The organism is Mesorhizobium sp. WSM4837, from assembly GCF_055811435.1.
The window spans coordinates 16,285-38,664 of record NZ_JBVVQE010000065.1; the positions used below are offsets into that span (position 1 = coordinate 16,285).

Genomic DNA, 22,380 nt, shown 5'->3' on the forward strand with positions numbered 1-22,380 from the left:
CAGAGCGTCCCTTTTTGCTTGAGTGGACTCATGGGCGTCAGTTCAATTTTTTGAATTTGCGGCCGTCGCGGTAGGTTCCTACATCCCTCCCGTCCACAGGATCCCCGCCCATGACCGCACTTTCGGTTCTCGACCTGTCGCCGATCGTCGAAGGCAGCAACGCTTCGCAATCGCTCACCAATTCGCTCGATCTCGCCCGCCATGCCGAGCGGCTGGGGTACAGGCGCTATTGGCTGGCCGAGCATCACAATATGCCGGGCATCGCCAGCGCCGCCACCTCCGTCGTCATTGCCCATGTCGCCGGCGGCACCACAACGATACGCGTCGGAGCCGGCGGCATCATGCTGCCCAACCATTCGCCGCTGGTCATTGCCGAGCAGTTCGGCACACTTAACGCGTTGCATCCAGGCCGCATCGACCTCGGCCTCGGCCGGGCGCCGGGCACCGACATGGGCACGGCGCGTGCGCTGCGCCGCAACCTCGACGCCGGCGCCGACAGTTTCCCGCAGGATGTCATCGAACTGATGGGCTATTTCCAGCCGGCCGAAGACGGTCAGCGTATCCGCGCCGTGCCCGGCGAGGGCGAGCAGGTGCCGATCTGGATTCTGGGCTCGAGCCTCTATGGTGCGCAGCTCGCAGCCATGCTCGGCCTGCCCTACGCCTTCGCCTCGCATTTCGCGCCGGCCGAACTCGACCACGCACTGGAGATCTATCGCTCGCGCTTCCAGGCGTCGAAACAGCTCGACAAGCCCTATGTCATGCTCGGCCTCAACGTGTTCGCTGCACCCTCCGACGCCGAAGCGCGGCTGTTGTTCACCTCGCTGCAGCAGGCCTTCGTCAATCTGCGCACAGGCCGGCCCGGCCGCTTGCCGCCGCCGGTCGACGGATATGAGCGCGACCTCGACCCGATGGCCAAAACCATGCTCGGCCAAGCGCTGTCCTGCGCCGTCGTCGGCGCCCCGGAAACGGTCAGGCAAGGCATCGAGGCGTTCGTGCAGCGCACCGGCGCCGACGAGCTGATGGTCACCGCGCAGATTTTCGACCACGCAGCGCGGGTGCGATCCTTCGAGATCTTGGCCGACGTCCACAAATCGCTGTCGGAAGCTGCCTGACTTTTTTGCGAGGCTGCGAAGGCGCGTTAGGCGCTGACGCTTTGTGCGATCGCCCCCAGCGGCGCGCCAAGGGGCCGGCATGAATTGCGGATCATCAGGCGTCCCTTGAGCGTCAGCTTGCGCGGCGGCGCGTCCCTGTTTCCGGCGAGCCGGTCGAGCAGCAGATTGGCCGCCTGCTCACCGATCGCCTTGACCGGTTGTGCGACCGTGGTCAGTTGCGGCTGGAACACGTCCGACCACGGAAAATCGTCGAAGCAGGCGACCGAAATGTCCTCGGGGCAGGACAGCCCGATATCGCGGATCGCCTTCATGGTGCCGATCACCATCGGGTTGTTGGCCGAGAAGATCGCGCTCGGGCGGTCGTGCAGCGAAAGCAGCTGCATTGTCGCGTTGTAGCCGTCGACTTCATGGAAATTGCCGAAGCGGACAAGCTCGCTCTCGACCGGCAGGCCGGCAGCCTGGAGCGCCTCGCGATATCCCGTCATGCGATCATGCATGGGCGAGATGTCGAACGAGCCGGAGATGTAGCCGATCCGCCGGTGGCCGAGATCGATCAGATAGGTGATGGCGTCGAACACCGCGCGCTGGTTGTCGAGAACGACCGCGTCGGTATCGACGCCTTCGCAAACGCGGTCGAGCAGCACCACCGGCACGTTGGCGTCGTCGACAATTCTCTTCAGGATCGCGCCGTCGCCGACGCGCGCAACAATCAGTCCGTCGACCATTCGGTCGAGCAGCAGCCTGATCTGGTCGTCCTGCGTGTTCAGGTCCTCGTCCGTGCAGCACAGCATGACCGCATAGCCGGCGCGGTCGAATGCCTGCTGGATGACCGAAACGACATCGGTGAAGAACGGATTGGTGATGTGGGGAACGGTCAGCCCGATGGTGCGGGTCGTGCCCATCTTCAGGCTGCGGGCGATCGCGTTGCGCTTGTAGCCGATGTCGCGGATCGCCTGTTCGATGCGCTGGCTGAGCTCGGGACTGACGGTCGCGGTGCCGTTGATCAGCGCCGAGACGGTGGCGACCGAAACACGCGCCACTTCAGCCACGTGCAGCATGGTGGGGGCCGTGGACTTTCGCTGCTTTTTTCGTCCTGACGCCATCATTTTCGAAACGTTTCATCGCCCTCTGGCTGCAATACCTAAGGAATCCTGCGGATTTGTGCAAGAATTGAAATGCATCAATCCCGCCTCATTAGATAGCGACTTGACATGTTCGAAACGTTTAGATTACCGTTTGAGATGTTCGACGACAACGGAAGGGAGGCCGTTCTTGTCATGGAGCATGGCAATTCCATCACGTCCGGAGATGATGCGGCCGCCGGCCGCTCGGCTGTCGTTCTGAGCGCCGAGCACATCTCCAAGACCTTCGGTGGCATCGCCGCACTTGTCGACGTCGGCTTCGAGCTGCGGCGCGGCGAGATCCATGCGCTGATGGGGGAAAACGGCGCCGGCAAGTCGACGCTGATGAAAATCCTCTCCGGCATCTATACGGATTACGACGGAACGGTGAATGTCGATGCCCATCCGGTCCGTTTCGCCGGGGTGCGCGACGCCGAGCATGCCGGCATCGCCATCATCCACCAGGAGCTCAATCTCGTTCCCGAGCTCAGCGTTGCCGATAATATCTTCCTCGGGCGCGAGAAGCTGATCGCCGGACTTATCGTCGACCGCAAGGCAAGCAGCCATGCCGCAGGCGCCCTGCTGCAGAGGCTCGGCATCGAGCTCAACCCGGAAGCGCGGGTCGGCAGCCTGCGTGTCGGCGAGCAGCAGCTGGTCGAGATCGCCAAGGCATTGTCGATGTCGGCGCGCATCCTGATCATGGACGAGCCGACCTCCGCGCTTTCGCCGGCCGAATGCCAGAGGCTGTTCCGGATCATCCGCCAGCTCGCCGACAACGGCGTGGCGATCATCTACATCTCGCACCGGATCGACGAGGTAATGCATCTGGCCAGCCGGGTCACCGTGTTTCGCGATGGACGCCGCGTGCTGACCGAGGCGATGGCAAAGCTCGACGAAGATACCATCATATCGGCGATGGTCGGGCGCAACCTGCTTGCCTCTTCCCAGGAAGAGCGTGGTCCCAGTGGCAAGGTCGTTCTCTCCGTAGGCGGCCTATCGCTGTCGAAACCAGACCGCCACGGCTGGCGCACCGCGCTCGACGGCGTCGCCTTCGATCTTGCCGAAGGCGAAATTCTGGGGATAGGCGGACTGCTCGGCTCGGGACGCACCGAAATCCTGGAGACCATCTTCGGTTCCAGCGGCGGCCGCACCGGCGGCGAAATCCGGCTCGACGGCGAGCCGGTGGAAATCTGTTCGCCGCGCGACGCCCGCCGGCTCGGCATCGCCCTGGTGACGGAGGACCGCAAGACGCAGGGCCTGCATCTTCAGGCGTCGATCACCGACAATGTCGCGCTGCCGCTGGTCGGCACGCTGGCGCGGTTCGGGCTTCGCTCGCGGGCCGCCGAGCAAGGCCTGGCGCGGCAGGCGGTCAAGGCGCTCGGCATTCGCTGCGGGACCATCGAGCAGCCGGCCGGCACCCTGTCCGGCGGCAACCAGCAGAAGGTCGTCATCGGCAAGTGGCTGGCGACGCGGCCGCGGGTGCTGCTGCTGGACGAGCCGACACGCGGCATCGATGTCGGCGCCAAGCGGGAGATCTACGACCTGATCTTCAAGCTGGCGCGAGACGGGCTCGCCATCGCCGTCATCAGCTCGGAATTGCCGGAGCTGCTGCTTCTTTCCGATCGCATCCTGGTCATGGCCGATGGTCGCCAGACGGGAATCCTGTCGCGCGCGCAAGCCAGTGAGGAGGCCATCATGCGGCTGGCTGCGCCGCGCCGGACCATGACGAGACCCGCAGCATGAGCATCTTGAACATCCTGTCGCGGACGAAGCTCTATTGGGGCCTGATCGCCATCTTCCTGATCGGCGTGCTGGGCTCGCCGATCAGTTCCAAGGGCAACAACATCTTCCTGTCCTACGGCAATCTGCTCGATGTGCTGCGTCAGGTGTCGACCACCGGCCTGATAGCCACCGGAATGACGGCGGTGATCATCACCGGCGGCATCGATCTTTCCGTCGGCTCGCTGATGGCGATCTGCACCGTGGTCTGCGCCATGCTGCTGACGGTTCCGGGCGTCACGCCGGCGGCGGTGCTGGGGGTGCCGACAGTTGCCGTGGTTGCCCTTTGCCTCGGCATTCTGGTCACCCGCTTCATCTTCCTGAACATCGAAAAATCGCGCGCCGGCCCGCAGGCCACCCACGCCATCAGGCTGGACAGCGTTCGTGGGCTGGTCACGCCCGGCATTGTCGGGGTGATCCTCTGCAGTCTAGTGCTGTGGTTCCTGCTGCCGCAGGTCGGCTCGAAATTCGGCGTGCTCGGCGTGTTGCTGGTGGCGCCTTGCGTCGGCTTGCTGTTCGGCGCGCTCAACGGCTTCATCATCGTTGCTGGGCGGCTGCAGCCTTTCATCGTCACGCTGGCGATGATGGTGACGGCGCTCGGCATCGCCCGGCTGACCGCCGGCCAGAACAATGCAGTGCTGCCGGTCTACACCGGGTCGAACGCCACCGCCGATTTCGAAATGCTGCGCTCGCTGGTGTTCGGCGTGATCCCGATGCCGGGCCTGTTCTTCCTCGGAGCGATCCTGATCTACGGCGCGGTGCTGCGCTTCACCCCGTTCGGCCGCTACGTCTACGCCATCGGCGGCAATGAAGAGGCGGCGCGGCTGTCGGGCATCGCCGCCGGCCGCGTCAAGATCGCCACCTACGCGGTATCCGGGCTGCTGGCCGGCGTGGCGGCAGTGCTCTATGTCGCGCAATACAGGCAAGGCAAGCCGGATGCCGGCGCCGGGCTGGAGCTCGATGCCATCGCCGCCGTGGTCATCGGCGGCACCAGCCTGATGGGCGGACGCGGCAGCCTGATCGGCACATTCTGCGGCGTGCTGATCTTCGGACTGCTCTCGAACATCCTGCAATTGCACAACATCAATTCGAACCTTCAGCTCGTGCTGAAGGGGATGATCATCATCGGCACCGTGCTCGTCCAGGAACGCAATGCCGGTGATCTTCTCTACTATCTGCGCCTGCCCTTTGGAAAAACGGCGCAAAAGGAAACGACCGCAGCAAAGCGGCCGTCAAAAGAGACCCCGTCTCTAAATCTTGGAGGAAACAAGAAATGAAACGACGTGAATTGTTGAAGCTTGCCGCTGTCACCGCGGCACTGCTGACCACGACCGCGCTTTTGGCCAGCGGCAACGCCTACGCGCAGGACAAGAAGTGGAAGATCGGCTTCTCGCAGGTGACGACCATCGAGCCGTGGCGCGCCCAGTTCAACAAGGACATCCTGGCCGAGGCCGCCAAGCATCCGGAAGTCGAGCTGATCGTCACCGACGGCGAGGACAAGACGGAAAAGCAGGTCGCCGATGTCGAGAACCTGATCCGCCAGGAAGTCGATGCGCTGCTGGTGTCACCGAAGGAATCCGCCGGGTTGACCGGCGTCGTGCAGCAGGCGATCGACGCCAAGATCCCGGTCTTCGTGCTCGACCGCAATGTCGAAACCAAGGACTACACGCAGTTCGTCGGCGGCGACAACAAGCTGATCGGGCGGGCTGCCGGTGAATACGCCGTCGAATTGCTCGGCGGCAAGGGCAAGGCATCAGGCAATGTCGTCGAGATCTGGGGCGGCATGGGCACCCAGCCGGCACATGACCGCCATGACGGCTTCCATGAATTCACCGACAAGGAACCGGGCATAAAATATTTGCTCGACCAGCAGTCGGGCGACTGGAAACAGGACCAGGCCTACAACATCATGGCCACGGCGCTGCGCAACAACGAGAAGATCGACCTCGTCTATGGTCATAACGACCCGATGGCCTACGGCGCCTATCTTGCCGCCAAGGATGTCGGCCGCGAGAAGGACATCAAGTTCATCGGCATCGACGGCCTGCCCAATGAAGGCGTGCAGCTTGTTACCAATGGCGAGCTGACGGCAACGTTCACCTATGTGACGCCGGGTGCCGAAGGGCTGCGGCAGGCGATCAAGTTCCTGAACGGCGAGAAGGTCGAAAAGACCATCACGCTGCCGACGCAGAAGATCACCAAGGAGAATGCCGCCCAGATCCTGAAGGAGCACGGGCTCTGAGACGAAGTCGTCGATGACGGCGCCCCTCTCCCCGTTCTACGGGGAGAGGATGCCGGCAGGCAGGTGAGGGGCAGCACTGACCAAGGCCGCGCTCACGCCAGCTTGGCCAAAAGCCTCATGAAAATGGCGGCCTCCTTGGCCGAAAGCGGCGCCAGCGTTTCCTCGGTGATCTCGCGGGCGATCGGGATCAGCCGCTCGACGGCTTTGCGGCCTTCAGCGGTCAGATTGACCAGCAGGCGCCTTTTGTCGACCTCATGCTTTGAAAGCTCGACCAGGCCGCGCGCCTTGAGCCGGTCGATGACACCTTTCACCGTCGCCGCGTCCATGGCGATCAGGCTGCCAAGCTGGTTCTGCGAGGTCTCGCCGACATCGTGCAATTTGGCCAAGGCGGCGAATTGCGGCGGCGTCAGGTCGGCGATGTGCGCGGCGAAGATCGAGACATGGCGCTGGTGCGCCTTGCGCAGGATGAAGCCGACCTGCTCCTGCAGGCGGTAATCGTTCTCGTCGGGCTCCTCGGCCTCGACAAGCTTGAGCTTGACGTCTTCGGCGCTCACCGCAGTCCGTCCCATGCCTTGATGTCCTTTGCCGCGAGGCCGCCCATGCGGTCGTGCACGCGCGGGCCGCAGGTCATGGCGAGGCAGAACAGGATCTCGTCGGGACGAGGCCCGTCGCTGATACCGACCTCCATGGCATCGAAATGGCTGCGGACATAGGCGGCGTTGATATGGCCGAGCGGCACGTCGAGCCGCGCGCCGAAGGCGCCGACCTTCTTTGCCGACGGCACGATCGCCTTGGCGTCGCCGAGCCGCTCGCGCATGGCATAGCCGCCAGGCACATGCCACAGCGCGCCATGCTCCAGTTCGCCGGCGATACCGACGATGGCGCCCTTGCCGTAGCCGTCGATCTCTTTCACGTCGCCGCCCAACGCGGCGATGAGTTTGTCGGAGAGCAGCAGGCCGAGCGGCTTCAGATCGTCCATGGCGCTCTGCAGGTCTTCCACGTAACGGCCGGCGAATGGGTTGTTCACCACCGCCATGGCGGCGGCGCGGCGGCGCGGCACCTTCGCCACTGGCCCGCCCTCGTGAAATATCTCCTCGGTCAGCACCGCAATCTTGCGGATCGCAAACTCAGGCATGGGCAATTTCCTTCCTCGATTTCTCGTTGGGCGCAACGAGCGCCATGGGACCGGCGATCCGTGCCTGACCGGCAAGGAACAGCGCTGAAGCGGCAATCAGGCCATGTCGCCGAAAATCTTCGGCGATAGCGAGCCCGCTATCCAGCGCCTTACCGATTTCGCTGGAGGAAAGCGCGCCGACGCCCTGGGTGACCAGGCGATCACCAAGGTCGCTGTCGGGCGCCAGATCGCGCGCCGGCATGCGCTTGATGGCGCGATGACCGGGCAGGTTGACGGCGTTGGCGATCAGGGTCGCGGCGGCATCGGCTTCAGCACCGGTCCGCGCCAGTACAGTAACAGCGTCGGCGATGCCGAGCGAAAAGGAACGGCCGCGCCAGCCGCTGGTCGCGATGCCGCGGATCCCGTCTTCGGCGCGGATGGTGATCCGGTCCGCCAGTCCATGACCTGTCCCGGCAATGGCAAGCGTCATGGACCGGCCATTGCCGAGATGGATCGCGCTGTCGCCGCCATTGTTGACGTAGGCGCGATCGAGCCGGCGACCGGCCAGCAGCGCGCCAAGCATTTCGTCGGCTACCGAACCGGCGACCGCAGCCATCGGCGTGATGAATTGTTTCGCCAGCGGAACAACCACCGCTTCCATGCGTCGCGCCGTCGGGCCAGCGAAAGCACGTGGTCGCGACGAGGCCGGGCGGCGCAGTTCTGGCAGTTCGTCGACGAGCTCCTGCAGGATTGTTTGAACCCGCGCCACCGCCTGGCCATAGGCGGCGCGGCGTTCGTCCGCTTCGCCAAATGCCTCGACGATCAGGTCGATCGGGCCATGATTGAGATGCAGCCGGCTGCCGTCCTCAAGCCAATGCGCCTGCGGGCCGTTCATCACTTGGCCCCGTCTGCCGTTGCGCGCCGCAGCTGCGCCAGCGGCGGCCATGGGTTGCTGGCCGGCGCAGCCGTGCCGCGGCGCGGGTTGAGATACTCGCCGCCTTTGGCGAGAATGTCGTCAACGCTGCGGATCTCGGCTTCGTAGCCTCCGAGCCTGATATAATCGTCGCGACGCAGGGTGAACTCGATCGGCGCCACCAGCGCCGGCGTCGGTACATAGCCGAAGGCGCCTTCCGGCACGCGGGTTACATCGACCATCAGCGTGATGCCGCCGCCCGGCCAGACATAGACCGGCGCGCCGCCGACCGTCACATAAGTCGTCAGGCCCTGCACCGAGCGGGTCAGATTGACCGGGTTCTCGGTGACGCCGGCGCGCAGCGAGCCGCCGGCACCACCGACGAACAGCACGGTGCACAGCGCCGGCTCGCAATTCTCCTCGATCAGGCCGACGGATTTCTGCAGCCGCTCGGGGAATGGTTTCTGCACCGGCTTCAATTCGTCGTCGAGCTCGTAATAGGCGAACTGCTCGCCGGTGGTCGAGACCATCAGCAGCGACAGGCCGGGTCGCGCGCCCTTCTTCGCATTCCATTCGCCAAGGATCGACAGGGGGTCGGAAATGCTGGTGCCGCCCCAGCCGAGGCCGGGCTCCGACACCTTGAAATAGCGGCCCGGCGTCGAACGGCGGCCGATGATTTTTATCCCGGTGTCCTGCCAGCCGAGCACCTTGCCTGCCTGATGCTCGGAGACGACGCCGGTGATGTGGTCGTCGACCACCACCACCTCGTCGACCAGGCCGCGCCACTGGGTGGCGAACATGCCGATGGTGGCCGAGCCGCAGCCGACGCGCATCCGCTGCTCGAGCTTGCCGTCGATGACCGGCGGCTTGCCGGCTTCGACGATGACGGTGGCACCGCCGTCGATGGTGAGTTCGACCGGCTTGCGGCTGCACAGATTGAGCAGCGCATCGCAGGTGGCACGACCTTCGGCTTTCGAGCCGCCGGTCAGATGATGCACGCCGCCCAGCGACAGCATCTGCGAGCCATATTCGCCTGTCGTGACATGGCCGATCGCCTCGCCTCCGGCGCGCACCGTTGCCGTTTCGGGGCCGATATGCCGGTCGGTGTCGATCTTCACCTTGACGCCGCAGTAGGAGAAGATGCCCTCGGTGACGACAGTGACGAGATCGACGCCTTCGACCTCCTGGCTGACGATGAAAGGCGCCGGCTTGTAGTCGGGATAGGTGGTGCCGGCGCCGATCGCGGTGACGAAGCGGCGGCCGGTGTTGACCAGTTCGCCGTCCCATTCTTCGCCCTCGGCGACAAACGGCACGACCGCGCCGCCGGCCTCAGTCGCGTGGTCGAGGATGGTCAGCGGATCCATCCGGACGATCCTGCCGCCGACATTGCCGTAGCGGTCGCAGGCGCCGGTGCGGCCGTCTGCTATGTAGCACATGACCGGGCAGGCGTCGCAGCGGATCTTTTCCGCCACCTGCTTCTCGCCGGGATCATGCGTCTCGAAACGTTCGGCAAGCTCGCTCATCGGCGTGCCTCCTTGTCGCGGATCGCGGCGCGGATGCGGCTCGGCGTCGCCGGAATTTTGCTGACCAGGGCACCGGTGGCATGGCGGATGGCATTGAGGATCGCCGGTGCCGTCGGGATCAGCACATGCTCGCCCAGGCCCTTGGCGCCAAAGGGTCCTTCCGGATCCGGAACTTCGATCAGGATGGTCTCGATCGGCGGCACGTCGCCGATCGTCGGGATCAGGTAGTCGTGCAGATTCTCGGTGCGGCCGGGGATGTATTCCTCCATCAGCGCCATGCCGATGCCTTGCGCGATGCCGCCCTCGATCTGGCCTTCGGCGAGCAGCGGATTGATCGCCTTGCCGACATCATGCGCGGCGGTGATCTTGATCAGCTTGACCGTGCCGAGCTTGAGGTCGACCTCCAGTTCGGCGATCTGCGCGCCGTAGCCATAGACGGCGTAAGGCTTGCCCTGGCCCCTGGCGTCGAGCGGCAGGGTCGGCGGGTCATAGCTTTCCTCAGCGCGAAAGACCAAGCCGTCGGCATCGGCCTTCAGCGTGGACAAATCGATATGCCGTGTCGCTTCGCCCTCGCGGATGACCAGGCTTGCGCCATCCAGAGCGATCGCCGCTCTCTCCGACACATTGGCGAAGCGCAGCATCGTCTCGCGCAAGGCACGGCCGGCCTTTTCGGCGGCCTTGCCGGTCACGAAGGTCTGACGCGAGGCGGACGTCTTGCCGGCGTCCGGCGTGATCGCCGTGTCGGCGCTTTTCAAGCGGAATTTTTCGAGCGGCAGGCCGACCGCGTCGGCACAGATCTGCGCAATGACCGTGTTCGAACCTTGCCCGATATCGACCGCGCCCTGATGCAGGACGACATCGCCTTCAGCCGAGATGCCGACCCTGATGGTCGACGGATTGGGCAGGGAGGTGTTGCCGCAGCCATACCAGCAGGAGGCGACACCGACGCCGCGTTTCCTGCTGTCATTGGCACTGTTGAACGCATCGGCATCGACAAGCGCACGCATCCAATGCGGCCGCAGCGCTTCGAGGCAGTCGGCGATGCCGACGCCCGATTCCAGCCTCTGGCCGGTAACCGTTTCGGATCCGTTACGAAGGCAGTTTTTCAGGCGAAAATCGAGCCGATCCAGCCCAAGCTTTGCGGCAAGTTCGTCGTAGAGCGTCTCCTGCATGATCGTCGCCTGCGGCACGCCGAAACCGCGGAAGGCACCGGAGATCGGCCCATTCGTGTGGATGGCGCGGCCTTCGGCCCGATAATTCGGCGTCGCATAGGGACCGGAAGCATGCACCGGCACGCGGTTGGCGACGGTCGGTCCCCAACTCGCATAGGCGCCGGTGTTGAAATCGCCTGCGAAGACCATGCCGGTGACGCGGCCATCGGCATCGGCGCCGATGGTCGCCTTCATCTCGGCGGGATGACGCTTGGTGGTCGAGATCATCGATTCATGACGGGTATAGGCGAGTGCCACCGGCCGCCCGGTCTTCATCGCGACCAGACCGATCAGCGGCTGCAACGAAACGTCGAGCTTGGAGCCGAAGCCGCCGCCGGTGGCGGTCGGCACGATCCGCACCTTGTCGACGGCAAGGCCAAGCACTTTTGCCACGTCGTCCCGGTCCATATAGGGCGCCTGCGTGCAGGCGACGACGACCAGCGTGTCGCCGTCCATATAGGCATAGCCGGCTTCCGGCTCGATATAGGCGTGCTCGACATAGGACGTGTCGATGGCGCCGGAAACAGTGAACGTAGCGCCGGCAAGGGCGGCGTCGGGGTCACCGCGCTCGACAAAGCCTGATGTGAGCAGGTTTGCCGGCCGGTTCTCGTGGATCAGCCGCACGCCGCCGGCCTGCGCCTCGCAAGGCTGCAGCACATGCGGCAACTCGGTCCATCGAACAGGAAAATCCGCAAGATCCAGATCGAGGATGGCCTCGCGCTCGCCGGCAACCAGCGCCACCGCCTCGCCGCGAAAGCGCGAAAAATCCTCGGCCAGCGCCGGCTGGTCGGCAAAAGGCGCGATGACGCCGAAGCAGTTCCTTCCCGGAATGTCGGCAGCGGTGAAGACGCCGACGATGCCGGGATGGACTTTCACCCAGGCGTCGAGATCGCCGAAGGCGAAGCGGGCGTGATGATGCGGCGAGCGAACCACCAGCACCGCCAGCGCTTCGGCCGGGAAGGAATCGCCGCCGAATTTTTCCCCGCCGGTGACTTTCGGCAGGCCGTCGAGGCGAATTGGAGAGGAGCCGACGGCGTGGCCTGAGATCGGCATTCTGCGGTCAAGATCGAGAGAAGGGGTAGCCAGCGCAGAAACTTGTCCTTTCTCCCCGTCATTATGCGGGGAGAAGGTGCCGGCAGGCGGATGAGGGGCAGCGCCGTCGGTCAAAAATTCGCTCGCGAACCGTCCCGCATCCATCACCGCAGCGACGATCTTGCGATAGCCGGTGCAGCGGCAGAGGACGCCGCCCAGGGCATCCAGAGTTTCGGCCTCGGTTGGATTGGGGTTGCTGTCCAGAAGCGCTGTCGCCGCGATGAGCAGGCCGGGTGTGCAGATGCCGCATTGCGCCGCGCCATGGTCGAGAAACGAGGCCTGCAGCGCCGACAATCTGCCGTTGGCGAGACCCTCGACCGTGGTCACCACGGTGCCGGCGGCAGACGCCGCAGACATCAGGCAGGCGCAGACGGGTTCGCCGTTGACAAGCACCGTGCAGGCGCCGCAGTCGCCGGCGTCGCAGCCGACCTTGGTGCCGGTCAGCCGCAATTCGTCACGCAGCACCGAAGAGAGACGGCGAACCGGCGGCACGCAGACAGAGACGGCGGCGCCGTTGACCTCGAAGGCGATGTCGGCGCGCTCCATGCTCACGCCAGTCTGAGCTCCGCTCATGCCAGGCTGAGCTCCGCTCATGCCAGGCTGAGTTTTGGTCATGCCAGGTTGAGCTTGGCTCATGCCGCCGCTACCTTCCCGACCGACGCGTGACCCGCGGCACCGAGAACGGCGCGGGCGACAATCTCGCGCGCGGCGTCCAGCCGGTATTCGGCGCTGCCGCGCACGTCGTCGATCGGCGAAAGCTCGTCCATCGGTGCGGACTGGATCGCAGCGACGAGAGATCCGTCGACCGGGACGCCGCGCAAAGCTGCTTCGACACTTGCAAGACGCCTGGCGACCGCCGAACAGGAGCCGACGGCGACGGCGGCGTTGGCGACGATGCCATCCTCAATGGTCAAGCGAGCCGCCGCCATGGCTATCGAAATGACGAGATAGCGGCGCGCGCCGAGTTTTTCGAAAACCGACGTGCCGGTGGCCGCTTCTTTCGGCACGCGGATGGCGGTGACCATTTCGCCCGGCTGCAGTTCCGTGCGGCGGTTCCCCAGGATGAATTTTTCCAGCGGCAGATGGCGGACCATCGCCACCGCGCGAAGTTCGACCTCGGCGTCGAGGACGAGCAGCGCCGGCACGCCGTCGGCCGCCGGGGAGGCGTTGCAGAGATTGCCGGCGATGGAGGCGACGTTCTGAATCTGGACGGAGCCGACTTCCCGCGCCGCCTGCTTCAGCGCGTCGAAGGCCGCCGGCAGCGGATGACGGACAAGATCGGTCCAGGTCGTGCGCGCGCCGATGAGCCAATGGCTGTCGGTCTCAGCAATACCACGCAGCGTCGCCAAGCCGTTGATATCGAGGACATTGTCGCGGAAAGGCTTGGCTCCTTGTGCCGGGTAGAAATCGGTGCCGCCGGCAAGGATGCGCCACCGAGCCTCGCCAAGCAAAGTGAGCGCCTCATCGACCGTGGTGGGTTTCGCGTAACGGATCACGCCCGCCTTCCCAAAAAATGGGCCTTCCCAAAAATAGGGAATCCTTCCGGCATTCGGGCCGGTCAAATTCATTCGTATGCAAATGATATCAAGCCGGCAGGAATTGTCAAAGCCAGAGTTTCGAGCCGCTATCCGCATCGGCGCGACGGCACGCATTTGTTATGCCGTTGGAGTTGACGCAGCCGGCCATCTGGTCAAGTTTCTGCATCCGTTGCGTCAGCGGCATTTTCGGCGGGTTCGAACACCGGATTCCACGTTTCGGCAGACTTCATGCCTCCGGGACAAACAAGAGGGAGGCTCCATGGCCGACGAAGCGCTTGTCATCATCGACCTGCAGAACGATTTCTGTCCGGGCGGCGCGCTGGCGGTGGCCGGCGGCGACGAGATCGTGCCGCTGGTCAACGACCTGATCCGGCGGACCGAACATGTCGTGCTGACGCAGGACTGGCATCCCGCCGGCCATTCGAGCTTTGCCTCCAATCATCCCGGCAAGCAGCCGTTCGAAACGATCGAGATGCCCTATGGGCCGCAGACGCTGTGGCCCGACCACTGCATCCAGGGCAGCCTGGGTTCGGATTTCCATTCGGGCCTTGCCTGGACCAGGGCCGAATTGGTGATCCGCAAGGGTTTCCGCCCGGAGATCGACAGCTATTCGGCTTTCTTCGAGAACGACCATGCGACGCCGACCGGCCTTGCCAGCTATCTCAGGGAGCGCGGCATCGACACGCTGACCATGGTCGGCCTGGCGACCGATTATTGCGTCGCCTTCTCGGCGCTCGACGCGGTCAAGCACGGCTTTCACACGACAGTGCGGCTCGACGCCTGCCGCGGCATCGATCTCAATGGCTCACTCGAGACGATGCTGAACCGAATGCGCGATGCCGGCGTGACGCTGGCTTGAACATCACCAATCGCATTCGACACAATTCCAGAGGGGGCATTATGCGGTTTGCGGCGGCTTTGACGGCGGGCGCTGTGGTGGCAGTCGCAACCCTGTTTCCGGGAACAGTGCTTGCAGCCGAGGCCCACGAATTGCCCGGCGAAACAATGTCACTGTGGTGGGCGCTGCCCTTTGCCGGCCTGCTTCTGTCGATCGCCACCGGGCCATTGCTCTTCCACCATGTCTGGGAGCATCACTACGGCAAGATCACCTTGTTCTGGGCGGCGCTTGCGGTCGTGCCGCTGGCGCTGGCGTTCGGCATGGCTTCGGCTGCAGAGGCGGTGCTGCATGCGCTGCTCACCGAATACATGTCGTTCATCATTCTTCTGTTTGCGCTGTTCACCATTTCGGGCGGCATCCTCGTCGCCGGCAACATCCACGGCACGCCGCTGGTGAATGCCGGACTGCTGCTGATCGGGGCGATGCTCGCCTCGGTCATCGGCACGACCGGCGCCTCGATGATCCTGATCAGGCCGATCCTGCGCGCCAACGACAACCGGCCGTTCAACGCCCATGTCGTCATCTTCTTCATTTTCCTGGTGTCCAACATCGGCGGCTCGCTGACGCCGCTCGGTGATCCGCCGCTGTTCGTCGGCTTCCTGCGCGGCGTCGATTTCTTCTGGACCACCACCAATCTCTATCAGGAGACACTGTTCGTTGGCGGCCTGGTGCTGGCCGTCTTCCTGGCCATGGACATCATCCTGCATCGCCGCGAGGCCGGTGCGCCGAAGATCAAGGATCCGACACCGGACACCAAGGTGCGCATCCGAGGCCTGGCCAACTTCCCGCTGCTGGCCGGGGTGATCGGCGCGATCCTGCTTTCCGCGACCTGGAAGCCGGGCGTGGCGTTTTCCGTCCAGGGCGTGAGCCTTGAATTGCAGAACCTTGTGCGCGACGCCATCATCCTGGCCCTCGCCTTGCTTTCGCTCGCTGTCTCAAGCAAGAGCCACAGGCGGGCGAACAACTTCCACTGGGAGCCGATCGCCGAAGTGGCAAAACTGTTCGCCGGCATCTTCATCTGCATCGTTCCGGTCATCGCCATTCTCAGGGCCGGTGCTGACGGCGCGCTGGCGCCGCTGGTCTCGCTGGTCAGTTCGCCGACGGGCGAGCCCAACGACCTGGCGTATTTCTGGATGACCGGAGCGCTGTCTTCCTTCCTCGACAATGCGCCGACCTATCTGGTGTTCTTTGAGCTCGCCGGCGGCGATCCGCAGCATCTGATGACCACCTTCGCCTCGACGCTGGCGGCGATCTCGGCCGGCGCGGTGTTCATGGGCGCCAACACCTATATCGGCAATGCGCCAAATTTCATGGTTTACGCCATTGCCAGGCATCGCGGCGTAAAAATGCCAGGCTTCTTCGGCTACATGGCATGGTCGGGCGCGGTGCTGATCCCGATATTCCTGATCGCGGGTTTCCTGTTCTTTCGCTGATCAGCCGACGCCGACATAGCGGCGGACCGCCGACGGATCGGCACGGAGCTCCTCGACATCGACGGTCTCGCGGTTGCGGCCGTTTTCGATGAACGAGACCCGGTCGGCGACGGACAGCACGGCATCGACGCGCTGCTCGACCAGGATCGTCGAGACGCCTGATACCCGCAGCTTCGCTACCGTCTCGCGGATTTTTGCGATCATCGACGGCATCAGCCCTTCGGTCGGCTCGTCGAGCAGAAGCACCTGCGGTTCGAGACACAGGGCCCGAGCCATGGCCAGCATTTGCTGCTCGCCGCCCGACAGCGTGCCGGAGCGTTGTCTCAGCCGCTGGCGCAGCAGCGGGAAGAGGTCGAGCACGTTTTCGCGCGTCGCCTTGCCCTTGCCGCGGGCCATCAGGCCGATCTCGATGTTTTCGGCCACCGTCATCTCGGCAAACAGCCGCCGGCCCTGCGGCACATAGGCGACGCCGGCCTTCGGCACGTCGTGCGCCGGCAGGCCGGTCAATTCCCTGCCGTCGAGCCTGATCGAGCCGGCGCGTGTGGGAACGAGTCCCATGATCGCCTTCAGCGTCGTCGTCTTGCCGGCGCCGTTGCGGCCGAACAGGCAAAGCACCTCGCCCTTGTTCAGCACGAGGTCGAGGCCGTAGAGCACCTGGACCTCGCCGTAGAAGCAGTCGAGCCCGGAGATGGTCAGTGCTTCAGCCCGTGGTTGCGTCATGGGGTCGTCCCCAAATAGGCGTCCTGCACTTGCGTATTGGCGCGGACCTGCTCGGGCGTGCCTTCGGCCAGGATCTTGCCGGCGTTGAAGACGGTGATGCGGTCGGCAAGCTGCATGACCACCGGCATGTTGTGCTCGATCAGCAGCACGGTGGCGCTTTTGGCGATCTCGCGCACCAGCCCGATGAAATTGTCGATCTCGCTGTCGGCCAGTCCCTGCGTCGGCTCGTCGAGGATCAGCAGGCGCGGTTTCAGCGCCAGCCCCATCGCCACTTCGAGCAGGCGCTGATGGCCATAGGACAATTGCCCGGCCGGCATATGGGCGCGGTCAGCAAGGCCGGTGCGCTCCAGCGCCGCCATGACGCCGGCATGCACAGCACCTTTCGAGCGGCCGTCGGTCAGCGTGCGCTGCACCGGCAGCGCGACATTGTCGTAGGCGGTGAGGTTGGCGAAGACGCTGGTGATCTGGAAGGTGTAGGCGATGCCAAGGCGGACCCTGGCGTAGGCCGGCAGGTTGGTAATGTCGGCGCCGTCGAAGACGATCATGCCCGATGACGGCTGGATGCGGCCGCTGATCAGGCTGACGAAGGTGGTCTTGCCGGCGCCATTGGGGCCGATGACGGCGCGGATCTCGCCCGGCATGAGGGCGAAATCGACACCATCGACAGCGCGCAGGCCGCCGAAATTGCGGGACAGGCCTTTGGTCGTCAGCAGCGGCATCATGGCAGCCATGCGAGCCAGCGCTGGCGGATGGTGCCGAGAATGCCCCTGGGAAAGAACAGCACCAGCGCGATGAGGGCGATGCCGACGATCAGCAGATAGGCCGAGGTGTAGCCGCTGGTGACGTCGACGACATAGTACATGAACAGAGTGCCGATCAGCGGACCGAGCGTGGTCGCAGCACCGCCGAGCAGCACCCAGAGCAACGGCAGGATGGAATATTGCACCGAGGCGAAGGTCGATCCGACATAACCGAACAGCAGCGCGTAGGCGGCGCCCGATGCCGCGCAAATGGTGCCGGAGACGACGACCGCGGCAAGCTTGTTGGAAAAAATGTCGTAGCCAAGCATTTTGGTCCGCTCCTCGTTTTCGCGGATGGCGACCAGCACACGACCATACCTGGAGCGGACTATGCCGAGCGTCACCAGCAGCACGATCGAGAACAGGACCAGCGCGCTCATGTAGCGCACGGTCGGATTGGTGAGGCCGAGCGAGGTGTCGCCCAAAACAAGCACACGCGCCGACTGCGGCACCACCAGGCCCTGATCGCCGCCGGTCCAGGCCGCGAGATAGAGGATTATCAGATAGAACACCTGCGCGAACATCATGGTGACGATCATGAAGGCGACACCGGAAGTGCGCAGCGCCAGCAGCCCGATCACCAGCGCGAGAAGCGCGCCGCAGGCAAGGCCGGCGGCGAAGGCGGCCGGCACACTCCAGCCGAGGTGGATGACGGCAAGGCCTGCGCCATAGAGCCCAGCCGAAAAGAACATGGCGTGGCCGAGGCTGAGCAACCCGACATAGCCGAACAGCAGGTTGTAGCCCATGGCGAAAACCGCCAGCACCATGATGCGGGCGAGCAGCCCGTGGTGATATTCCGGCAGGACGAAGCTTAGGGCGAACAGCAGGACGATGACGCCCAGATGCAACGCATAGGCCTTTGACGGTGAAGCCTCCTTCATCGCGATGCCGTCCCGAACAGCCCTTGCGGCCGGAACACCAGCACCATGGCCACCAGCAGCGTGGCGATGATCTTGGCCAGCGTCGGCGAGAAGAACACCGAGATGATGCCGTCCGACAGGCCGATGAGCACGGCGGCGACCACGGTTCCGCGCAGCGAGCCGAGGCCGCCGATGATGACGACGATGAAGGACAGCAGCAGCGGGTCCTGTCCCATCAGGTAATGCGCCTGGCTGATCGGCACGATCAGCACCGCGGCCACCGCCGCCAGCATGGCGCCGAGCGCGAAGACGCCGGCATAGACGCGGTCGACCGGAATGCCAAGGGCCTGCGCCGTTTCGCTGTCATATTGCGTGGCGCGCATGACGACGCCGATTCTCGTACGCGTCAGCACGAACCAGGTCGCCACCAGCAGAAGCGCGGATGCGGCGATGATCGACAGCTTGTAGCCGGAGTAGCCGAACCACGGCAAAAGGATGCGGTAGCTGAAGGGCGGCTCCACTGGCCGTGCCTCCGGACCATAAAAGGTCAGCGCCAGTTGCTGGATGATGTAGAGCATGCCGATGGTGGCGACGATGGTGGCTTCCGGATTGTAATTCAGCCGGCGCAGCACCAGCCGTTCGGAGACCAGCGCGATCAGGCCGACGATCAGCGGCGCCAGCACCAGGGCTGCGAGGAAGCCGAGCGCCGGATGGCCTGATATCGCCGTGGAGATCGCCCAGGCAAGCACCGCGCCGAGCATGAAGAACTCGCCATGGGCGACATTGACGACGCGCATGACGCCGAACACCAGCGACAGGCCAAGCGCCGTCAGCGCCAGCACGGCGGAGGTGACGAGGCCTTCGAGGGCGGCGAGAAGAAGATGAGGTCCGAAGTGCATCGGCTATACGCTGGCGGGGTGCAAGCTCACAGCGGCTGCGTCGTGTAATCCCCTTCCGGCTCGTAGAGGCCGTCCTCGATCTTGGTCTTGTGGACGACGTTCAGCCGGCCGCCTTCGACCTTTGAGATGTTCTGGATGCCAAAACACTGGTGGATCTTGCCGTTGAAGGTCTTCGGCCCTTGCGGATGCTCGGGGCCCTCGGCGAACTCGGTCAAGGCCTCGGTCGCCTCGACCAGCTTGGCACGGTCTTCCGGGCCCTTGTAGCCGGCATCCTCCATCGCCTTTTTCACGACATAGAGCGTTTCCCAGCAGCCGAACATGTGCGCGGCGGTGGAGACGTCCTTCGGATCGCCGACGGCAGCGCCATTGTCGTCGATGCCGACGGCGGCGCGATAGGCCTTCTGCGCGGCGGAATCATCTGGCTGCGCGTAGCGCGGCGAGCCTTCCCAGAAATGGCTGCCGTCGAGGAATTCGAGGCCGGGGCTGTTGATGTCGGTGGCTTCGAGCGAATCGATGAAGCCGAACAGCTGCGGCCGGCTGGAGCCGTAGAACTCGCCGAGTTCCTTGACGAAGGTAAGCACCGCAGGGCCGACCATGACGTGGTAGATCACCTCGGTCTCGGCCGGGATCTGCGGAAAATATTTGGTGAAGGACGATTCCGTCGGCGGGATGGCGATCTGGGCGATGACCTCGGCGCCCTGCGCCTTCAGCGCCGGCGGCAGGTAGTCGCGATGGTCGTAGCCGAAGGCGAAATCGGGGAAAATCTGCGTCACCTTCTTGCCGGCATTCGCCGCGATCCACGGCGCCATCGCCTGGATCTGGCTCTTCACGTCGGTGATGCCGGGCTGGAAGACGTAGCGGTTGAGCTTGGTCGAGGCGACGTGGTGGCCTTCGCTGACGACAAAATAGGGCATCTTGGCCTCGCCGGCGGCCGGCGCCGAGCCGATGACGACATGCGAAAACAGCGTGCCGTAGACGATGTCGGTCTTGTGCTGGGTGGCGAACTTGCCGACCACTTCGGCGCCGCGGCCGGGATCGGTGCCGTCATCCTCGATGATCACCTCGACCGGCCGGCCGTTGATGCCGCCGGCTTCGTTGATCGCCTTGACCGCGGCTGCGGTGGTCCGCTCGTACCAGCGGCCATAGGCGGCGCCGATGCCGGTGCGGTGGCACTGGAAGCCGATCTTTATCGGCGCCGAGCTTTGCGCCTGGCTGTATCGCACGAACCCAGGCGCGACGGCAAGGCCGGCGCCCGCGGCCAACCCCTTGAGCGCGGTGCGGCGGGTGAGACCGATTTTGGAGAGATCGAAAAACCCATTCTTGTCAGTCACGGCAGTTCCCCTTGTTTTTGAGTTTGACCAATGGCTGTAGCGAGACGGGCCACTCCTGGTAAGAGCGCCGAAATTGCATGTGTACAAACTAAATCATCAAAGCCCTGACGTGGCAAGCGAGCTTTCCCCCGGGGACTGATCGACGTCATCGAAGCCGGGTTTTGTCTCACCCGACCGAAGGCGTGGCAAGCAACCACAGGCCGAAGACCGTATAGGCGATCATCAGCACGGTGAGCGGAAACTGGCTGAGCGCGGCGCCCGCGGGACGCGGATGCAATCGCCAGGCGAGGCCATGCGCGACGAGCACGGCGAGCATGTGGCCAATGATGATGACGCCGGCCTGGAAATTCCACAGCCACCGTGCCGAGCCGGCGCCGGCAGCGACGCCGGCTTCGATCGGCATGTCGGCGGTGCCGAACAGGTTCCAGCCCAGCGTGAACGGGTCGGAAAGCGCAGCAAGCGCATATTGGCCATCGACAAGCAGCGCCGTCAGATAGTGCGCAACATGATAGGCGAGCGCGATCGGCACGATCGACCAGACCAGCAGCCCTGCGGCCTGACTGAGGGAATGCGGGCTGCCGGCAAGATGCTGGCCAAGGACAATGGCAATGATGAACGCGGCTGCAAGCAAGACGAACGTCAAAACGAGCCCGAAGCTGCCGATGCCGATCACCGCCGTGCGGCCCGGGAATTCCAGCGGATTGATGCCGAACAGGCCGAGCCAGAAGAAGGTTTTCGACAGGCCGTCGAAGGACACCGACGACAGCGCAAGCAGCAGGAAAGCGATGCCGCTGAGCGAAAGCGGCGCGGCATTGCCGAGCTTGGCGCCCGGCCAGCACAGACTGAGCCGACCGCCTTCCTTGCGCTCGACTTCATTGCGCCCGCCTTCATTGCGCCCGCCTTCATTGCGCTTGCCTTCGTCGCGCTCAAGCAGGGCGAAGCGCGCAACCATGGCGAGGAAGACGGTCAGGAACTCACCGCGCCGGGTCCAGTCGCGGTAGCCGAACACCAGCATGGCGGCAAAACTCAGCAGCCAATAAAGGCCGGCGGCCCAGGCGAGCCGCGCCGGGTCGTCGGGCGCCGGGTCGATCAACTCGAACCAGGCGAAGGCGAAGAACAGCGCGAAAGCCGGCCAGCAGCCGAGCCACGCAAGCGGTCGCCATGTCTTGTGATTGACGACCTTGCGATTGCCGAACAGGCGCGAAATGACATGCCAGGGCCCGTACCACGGATTGAGCCATGACCAGAGATTGCCGAACAGCCCCTGCAGTAAAACCAGGCCAACCCAGAGCAGCGTCCAGATCGCCAGCGGCAGCGGGTTGGAGAGCGGATCACGGCTGCCGAACAGGCCGGCCGCAATCAGAATTACAAAGCCGGCAAAGGATATCAAGCTGACGACCGCCCGCGCGCCGTCGCCGAATGCGAACAGCGGCAGGCGCCGCCGCCAGAAGCGGGCAGGAAGGTCCGAGGGCAGCAGCGCCAGGACAAGAAAACTGGCTGCGACCGCGAACGCGCCGCCGGCGACGTAGTAGCCGGTGGGCAGAAGCAGGACGTGGCCGCGATCGGAGGCATGGGCGAAGGCTGGGGTGGGTGATGCGAAGAAAGCCGAACAGATGAAAGCTCCCGTCCTGAAAGAATATGCTCGCCCGCAGTGATCCTTCGCACCCCCCTCTGTCCTGCCGGACATCTCCCCCGCAAGGGGGGAGATTGGCTGGCATGCCGGCTTTCGCCAATCTTCAACGTTGCAGGAAGGGCGCCGTTCGAACGAACTGCCGATCTCCCCCCTTGCGGGGG

The 22,380-nt window shown here is 64.4% G+C and carries 19 protein-coding genes; 6 read left to right on the forward strand and 13 right to left on the reverse strand.

Translation table 11 applies throughout. From position 1 onward, the window contains the following. Positions 1 to 110: 110 nt before the first annotated feature. Positions 111 to 1,112, forward strand: coding sequence for an LLM class flavin-dependent oxidoreductase (locus AC0L3D_RS28490; RefSeq protein WP_473481100.1), 1,002 nt, complete (start codon positions 111 to 113; stop codon positions 1,110 to 1,112). A 26-nt stretch (positions 1,113 to 1,138) separates the two neighbouring features. Here AC0L3D_RS28490 and AC0L3D_RS28495 read toward each other — a convergent pair whose 3' ends face one another. After that, the gene (locus tag AC0L3D_RS28495) at positions 1,139 to 2,170 is read right to left on the reverse strand and encodes a LacI family DNA-binding transcriptional regulator (protein WP_023801552.1); all 1,032 of its coding nucleotides are present in this window, start codon (positions 2,168 to 2,170) and stop codon (positions 1,139 to 1,141) included. A 219-nt stretch (positions 2,171 to 2,389) separates the two neighbouring features. Here AC0L3D_RS28495 and AC0L3D_RS28500 point away from each other — a divergent pair, with 219 nt between their 5' ends. From AC0L3D_RS28500 to AC0L3D_RS28510, 3 genes are read left to right on the forward strand one after another with little or no spacing between them, the layout of a single operon-like run. Further along, positions 2,390 to 3,976: a sugar ABC transporter ATP-binding protein gene (locus tag AC0L3D_RS28500; RefSeq protein ID WP_473646523.1), complete on the forward strand. Its 1,587-nt coding sequence runs from the start codon at positions 2,390 to 2,392 to the stop codon at positions 3,974 to 3,976. Beyond that, positions 3,973 to 5,289 carry an ABC transporter permease gene (locus AC0L3D_RS28505; RefSeq protein ID WP_128175730.1) on the forward strand — a complete coding sequence of 439 codons (1,317 nt, stop codon included), beginning with the start codon at positions 3,973 to 3,975 and terminating at the stop codon, positions 5,287 to 5,289. Before AC0L3D_RS28500 ends, AC0L3D_RS28505 begins: the two co-directional genes overlap by 4 nt. Continuing rightward, positions 5,286 to 6,254 (forward strand): substrate-binding domain-containing protein, encoded by a 969-nt coding sequence (locus tag AC0L3D_RS28510; protein ID WP_473646524.1) that lies wholly within the window; start codon positions 5,286 to 5,288, stop codon positions 6,252 to 6,254. The genes AC0L3D_RS28505 and AC0L3D_RS28510 overlap by 4 nt, the downstream gene beginning before the upstream one ends. A 92-nt stretch (positions 6,255 to 6,346) precedes the next feature. Here the strand turns inward: AC0L3D_RS28510 and AC0L3D_RS28515 are convergent, their stop codons facing one another. Genes AC0L3D_RS28515 through AC0L3D_RS28540 form a run of 6 tightly spaced genes read right to left on the reverse strand, consistent with a single transcriptional unit; the run spans position 6,347 to position 13,603 of the window. After that, positions 6,347 to 6,808, reverse strand: a complete 462-nt coding sequence (locus tag AC0L3D_RS28515) for a MarR family winged helix-turn-helix transcriptional regulator (RefSeq protein ID WP_473646537.1) — start codon at positions 6,806 to 6,808, stop codon at positions 6,347 to 6,349. Then, on the reverse strand, positions 6,805 to 7,389 hold the full coding sequence (locus AC0L3D_RS28520; RefSeq protein WP_473646526.1) for an amino acid synthesis family protein: 585 nt from the start codon (positions 7,387 to 7,389) through the stop codon (positions 6,805 to 6,807). The genes AC0L3D_RS28515 and AC0L3D_RS28520 overlap by 4 nt, the downstream gene beginning before the upstream one ends. Beyond that, complete coding sequence (locus AC0L3D_RS28525) at positions 7,382 to 8,263, reverse strand: UPF0280 family protein (protein ID WP_473646528.1); 882 nt, start codon at positions 8,261 to 8,263, stop codon at positions 7,382 to 7,384. Before AC0L3D_RS28525 ends, AC0L3D_RS28520 begins: the two co-directional genes overlap by 8 nt. Then, positions 8,263 to 9,804, reverse strand: coding sequence for a 6-hydroxynicotinate reductase (locus tag AC0L3D_RS28530; protein WP_473646530.1), 1,542 nt, complete (start codon positions 9,802 to 9,804; stop codon positions 8,263 to 8,265). Before AC0L3D_RS28530 ends, AC0L3D_RS28525 begins: the two co-directional genes overlap by 1 nt. Next, entirely contained in the window at positions 9,801 to 12,680 is a 2,880-nt protein-coding gene (locus tag AC0L3D_RS28535; protein ID WP_473626823.1) for a molybdopterin-dependent oxidoreductase, read from the reverse strand. Before AC0L3D_RS28535 ends, AC0L3D_RS28530 begins: the two co-directional genes overlap by 4 nt. A 59-nt stretch (positions 12,681 to 12,739) precedes the next feature. Then, the gene (locus tag AC0L3D_RS28540) at positions 12,740 to 13,603 is read right to left on the reverse strand and encodes an FAD binding domain-containing protein (protein ID WP_473626822.1); all 864 of its coding nucleotides are present in this window, start codon (positions 13,601 to 13,603) and stop codon (positions 12,740 to 12,742) included. A gap of 301 nt (positions 13,604 to 13,904) precedes the next feature. On the opposite strand from AC0L3D_RS28540, the gene pncA reads away from it, so the two are divergent. Together pncA and AC0L3D_RS28550 are read left to right on the forward strand one after the other, a co-directional pair. Continuing rightward, the gene (gene pncA, locus AC0L3D_RS28545; protein ID WP_473626821.1) at positions 13,905 to 14,504 is read left to right on the forward strand and encodes a bifunctional nicotinamidase/pyrazinamidase; all 600 of its coding nucleotides are present in this window, start codon (positions 13,905 to 13,907) and stop codon (positions 14,502 to 14,504) included. Between the two features lie 41 nt (positions 14,505 to 14,545). Further along, positions 14,546 to 15,976: a sodium:proton antiporter gene (locus tag AC0L3D_RS28550; protein WP_473626820.1), complete on the forward strand. Its 1,431-nt coding sequence runs from the start codon at positions 14,546 to 14,548 to the stop codon at positions 15,974 to 15,976. Here AC0L3D_RS28550 and AC0L3D_RS28555 read toward each other — a convergent pair whose 3' ends face one another. The 6 genes from AC0L3D_RS28555 to AC0L3D_RS28580 form a co-directional block, all read right to left on the reverse strand. After that, on the reverse strand, positions 15,977 to 16,696 hold the full coding sequence (locus AC0L3D_RS28555; RefSeq protein WP_473646532.1) for an ABC transporter ATP-binding protein: 720 nt from the start codon (positions 16,694 to 16,696) through the stop codon (positions 15,977 to 15,979). It lies immediately after the preceding gene. Next, a complete protein-coding gene (locus AC0L3D_RS28560) occupies positions 16,693 to 17,418 on the reverse strand; it encodes an ABC transporter ATP-binding protein (RefSeq protein ID WP_473520976.1) in 726 nt (241 codons plus the stop codon). The genes AC0L3D_RS28555 and AC0L3D_RS28560 overlap by 4 nt, the downstream gene beginning before the upstream one ends. Continuing rightward, on the reverse strand, positions 17,415 to 18,377 hold the full coding sequence (locus tag AC0L3D_RS28565) for a branched-chain amino acid ABC transporter permease (RefSeq protein WP_473626818.1): 963 nt from the start codon (positions 18,375 to 18,377) through the stop codon (positions 17,415 to 17,417). Before AC0L3D_RS28565 ends, AC0L3D_RS28560 begins: the two co-directional genes overlap by 4 nt. Beyond that, a complete protein-coding gene (locus tag AC0L3D_RS28570; protein ID WP_473646534.1) occupies positions 18,374 to 19,255 on the reverse strand; it encodes a branched-chain amino acid ABC transporter permease in 882 nt (293 codons plus the stop codon). The genes AC0L3D_RS28565 and AC0L3D_RS28570 overlap by 4 nt, the downstream gene beginning before the upstream one ends. Positions 19,256 to 19,281: 26 nt before the next feature. Then, complete coding sequence (locus AC0L3D_RS28575) at positions 19,282 to 20,586, reverse strand: ABC transporter substrate-binding protein (RefSeq protein ID WP_473626816.1); 1,305 nt, start codon at positions 20,584 to 20,586, stop codon at positions 19,282 to 19,284. Between the two features lie 166 nt (positions 20,587 to 20,752). Beyond that, positions 20,753 to 22,273 (reverse strand): hypothetical protein, encoded by a 1,521-nt coding sequence (locus tag AC0L3D_RS28580; RefSeq protein ID WP_473646535.1) that lies wholly within the window; start codon positions 22,271 to 22,273, stop codon positions 20,753 to 20,755. Positions 22,274 to 22,380: the final 107 nt, after the last annotated feature.

Bases quoted from the DNA above. Each gene is read 5' to 3' on its own strand.
- AC0L3D_RS28550 (WP_473626820.1), top strand. From the start codon at position 14,546: ATGCGGTTTGCGGCGGCTTTGACGGCGGGCGCTGTGGTGGCAGTCGCA.
- AC0L3D_RS28530 (WP_473646530.1), bottom strand. From the start codon at position 9,804: ATGAGCGAGCTTGCCGAACGTTTCGAGACGCATGATCCCGGCGAGAAG.
- AC0L3D_RS28580 (WP_473646535.1), bottom strand. From the start codon at position 22,273: ATGTCCGGCAGGACAGAGGGGGGTGCGAAGGATCACTGCGGGCGAGCA.
- AC0L3D_RS28560 (WP_473520976.1), bottom strand. From the start codon at position 17,418: ATGATGCCGCTGCTGACGACCAAAGGCCTGTCCCGCAATTTCGGCGGC.
- AC0L3D_RS28495 (WP_023801552.1), bottom strand. From the start codon at position 2,170: ATGCTGCACGTGGCTGAAGTGGCGCGTGTTTCGGTCGCCACCGTCTCG.
- AC0L3D_RS28520 (WP_473646526.1), bottom strand. From the start codon at position 7,389: ATGCCTGAGTTTGCGATCCGCAAGATTGCGGTGCTGACCGAGGAGATA.
- AC0L3D_RS28525 (WP_473646528.1), bottom strand. From the start codon at position 8,263: ATGAACGGCCCGCAGGCGCATTGGCTTGAGGACGGCAGCCGGCTGCAT.
- AC0L3D_RS28500 (WP_473646523.1), top strand. From the start codon at position 2,390: ATGGAGCATGGCAATTCCATCACGTCCGGAGATGATGCGGCCGCCGGC.
- AC0L3D_RS28490 (WP_473481100.1), top strand. From the start codon at position 111: ATGACCGCACTTTCGGTTCTCGACCTGTCGCCGATCGTCGAAGGCAGC.
- AC0L3D_RS28505 (WP_128175730.1), top strand. From the start codon at position 3,973: ATGAGCATCTTGAACATCCTGTCGCGGACGAAGCTCTATTGGGGCCTG.
- AC0L3D_RS28535 (WP_473626823.1), bottom strand. From the start codon at position 12,680: ATGAGCGGAGCTCAGACTGGCGTGAGCATGGAGCGCGCCGACATCGCC.
- AC0L3D_RS28570 (WP_473646534.1), bottom strand. From the start codon at position 19,255: ATGCACTTCGGACCTCATCTTCTTCTCGCCGCCCTCGAAGGCCTCGTC.
- AC0L3D_RS28510 (WP_473646524.1), top strand. From the start codon at position 5,286: ATGAAACGACGTGAATTGTTGAAGCTTGCCGCTGTCACCGCGGCACTG.
- pncA (WP_473626821.1), top strand. From the start codon at position 13,905: ATGGCCGACGAAGCGCTTGTCATCATCGACCTGCAGAACGATTTCTGT.
- AC0L3D_RS28565 (WP_473626818.1), bottom strand. From the start codon at position 18,377: ATGAAGGAGGCTTCACCGTCAAAGGCCTATGCGTTGCATCTGGGCGTC.
- AC0L3D_RS28555 (WP_473646532.1), bottom strand. From the start codon at position 16,696: ATGACGCAACCACGGGCTGAAGCACTGACCATCTCCGGGCTCGACTGC.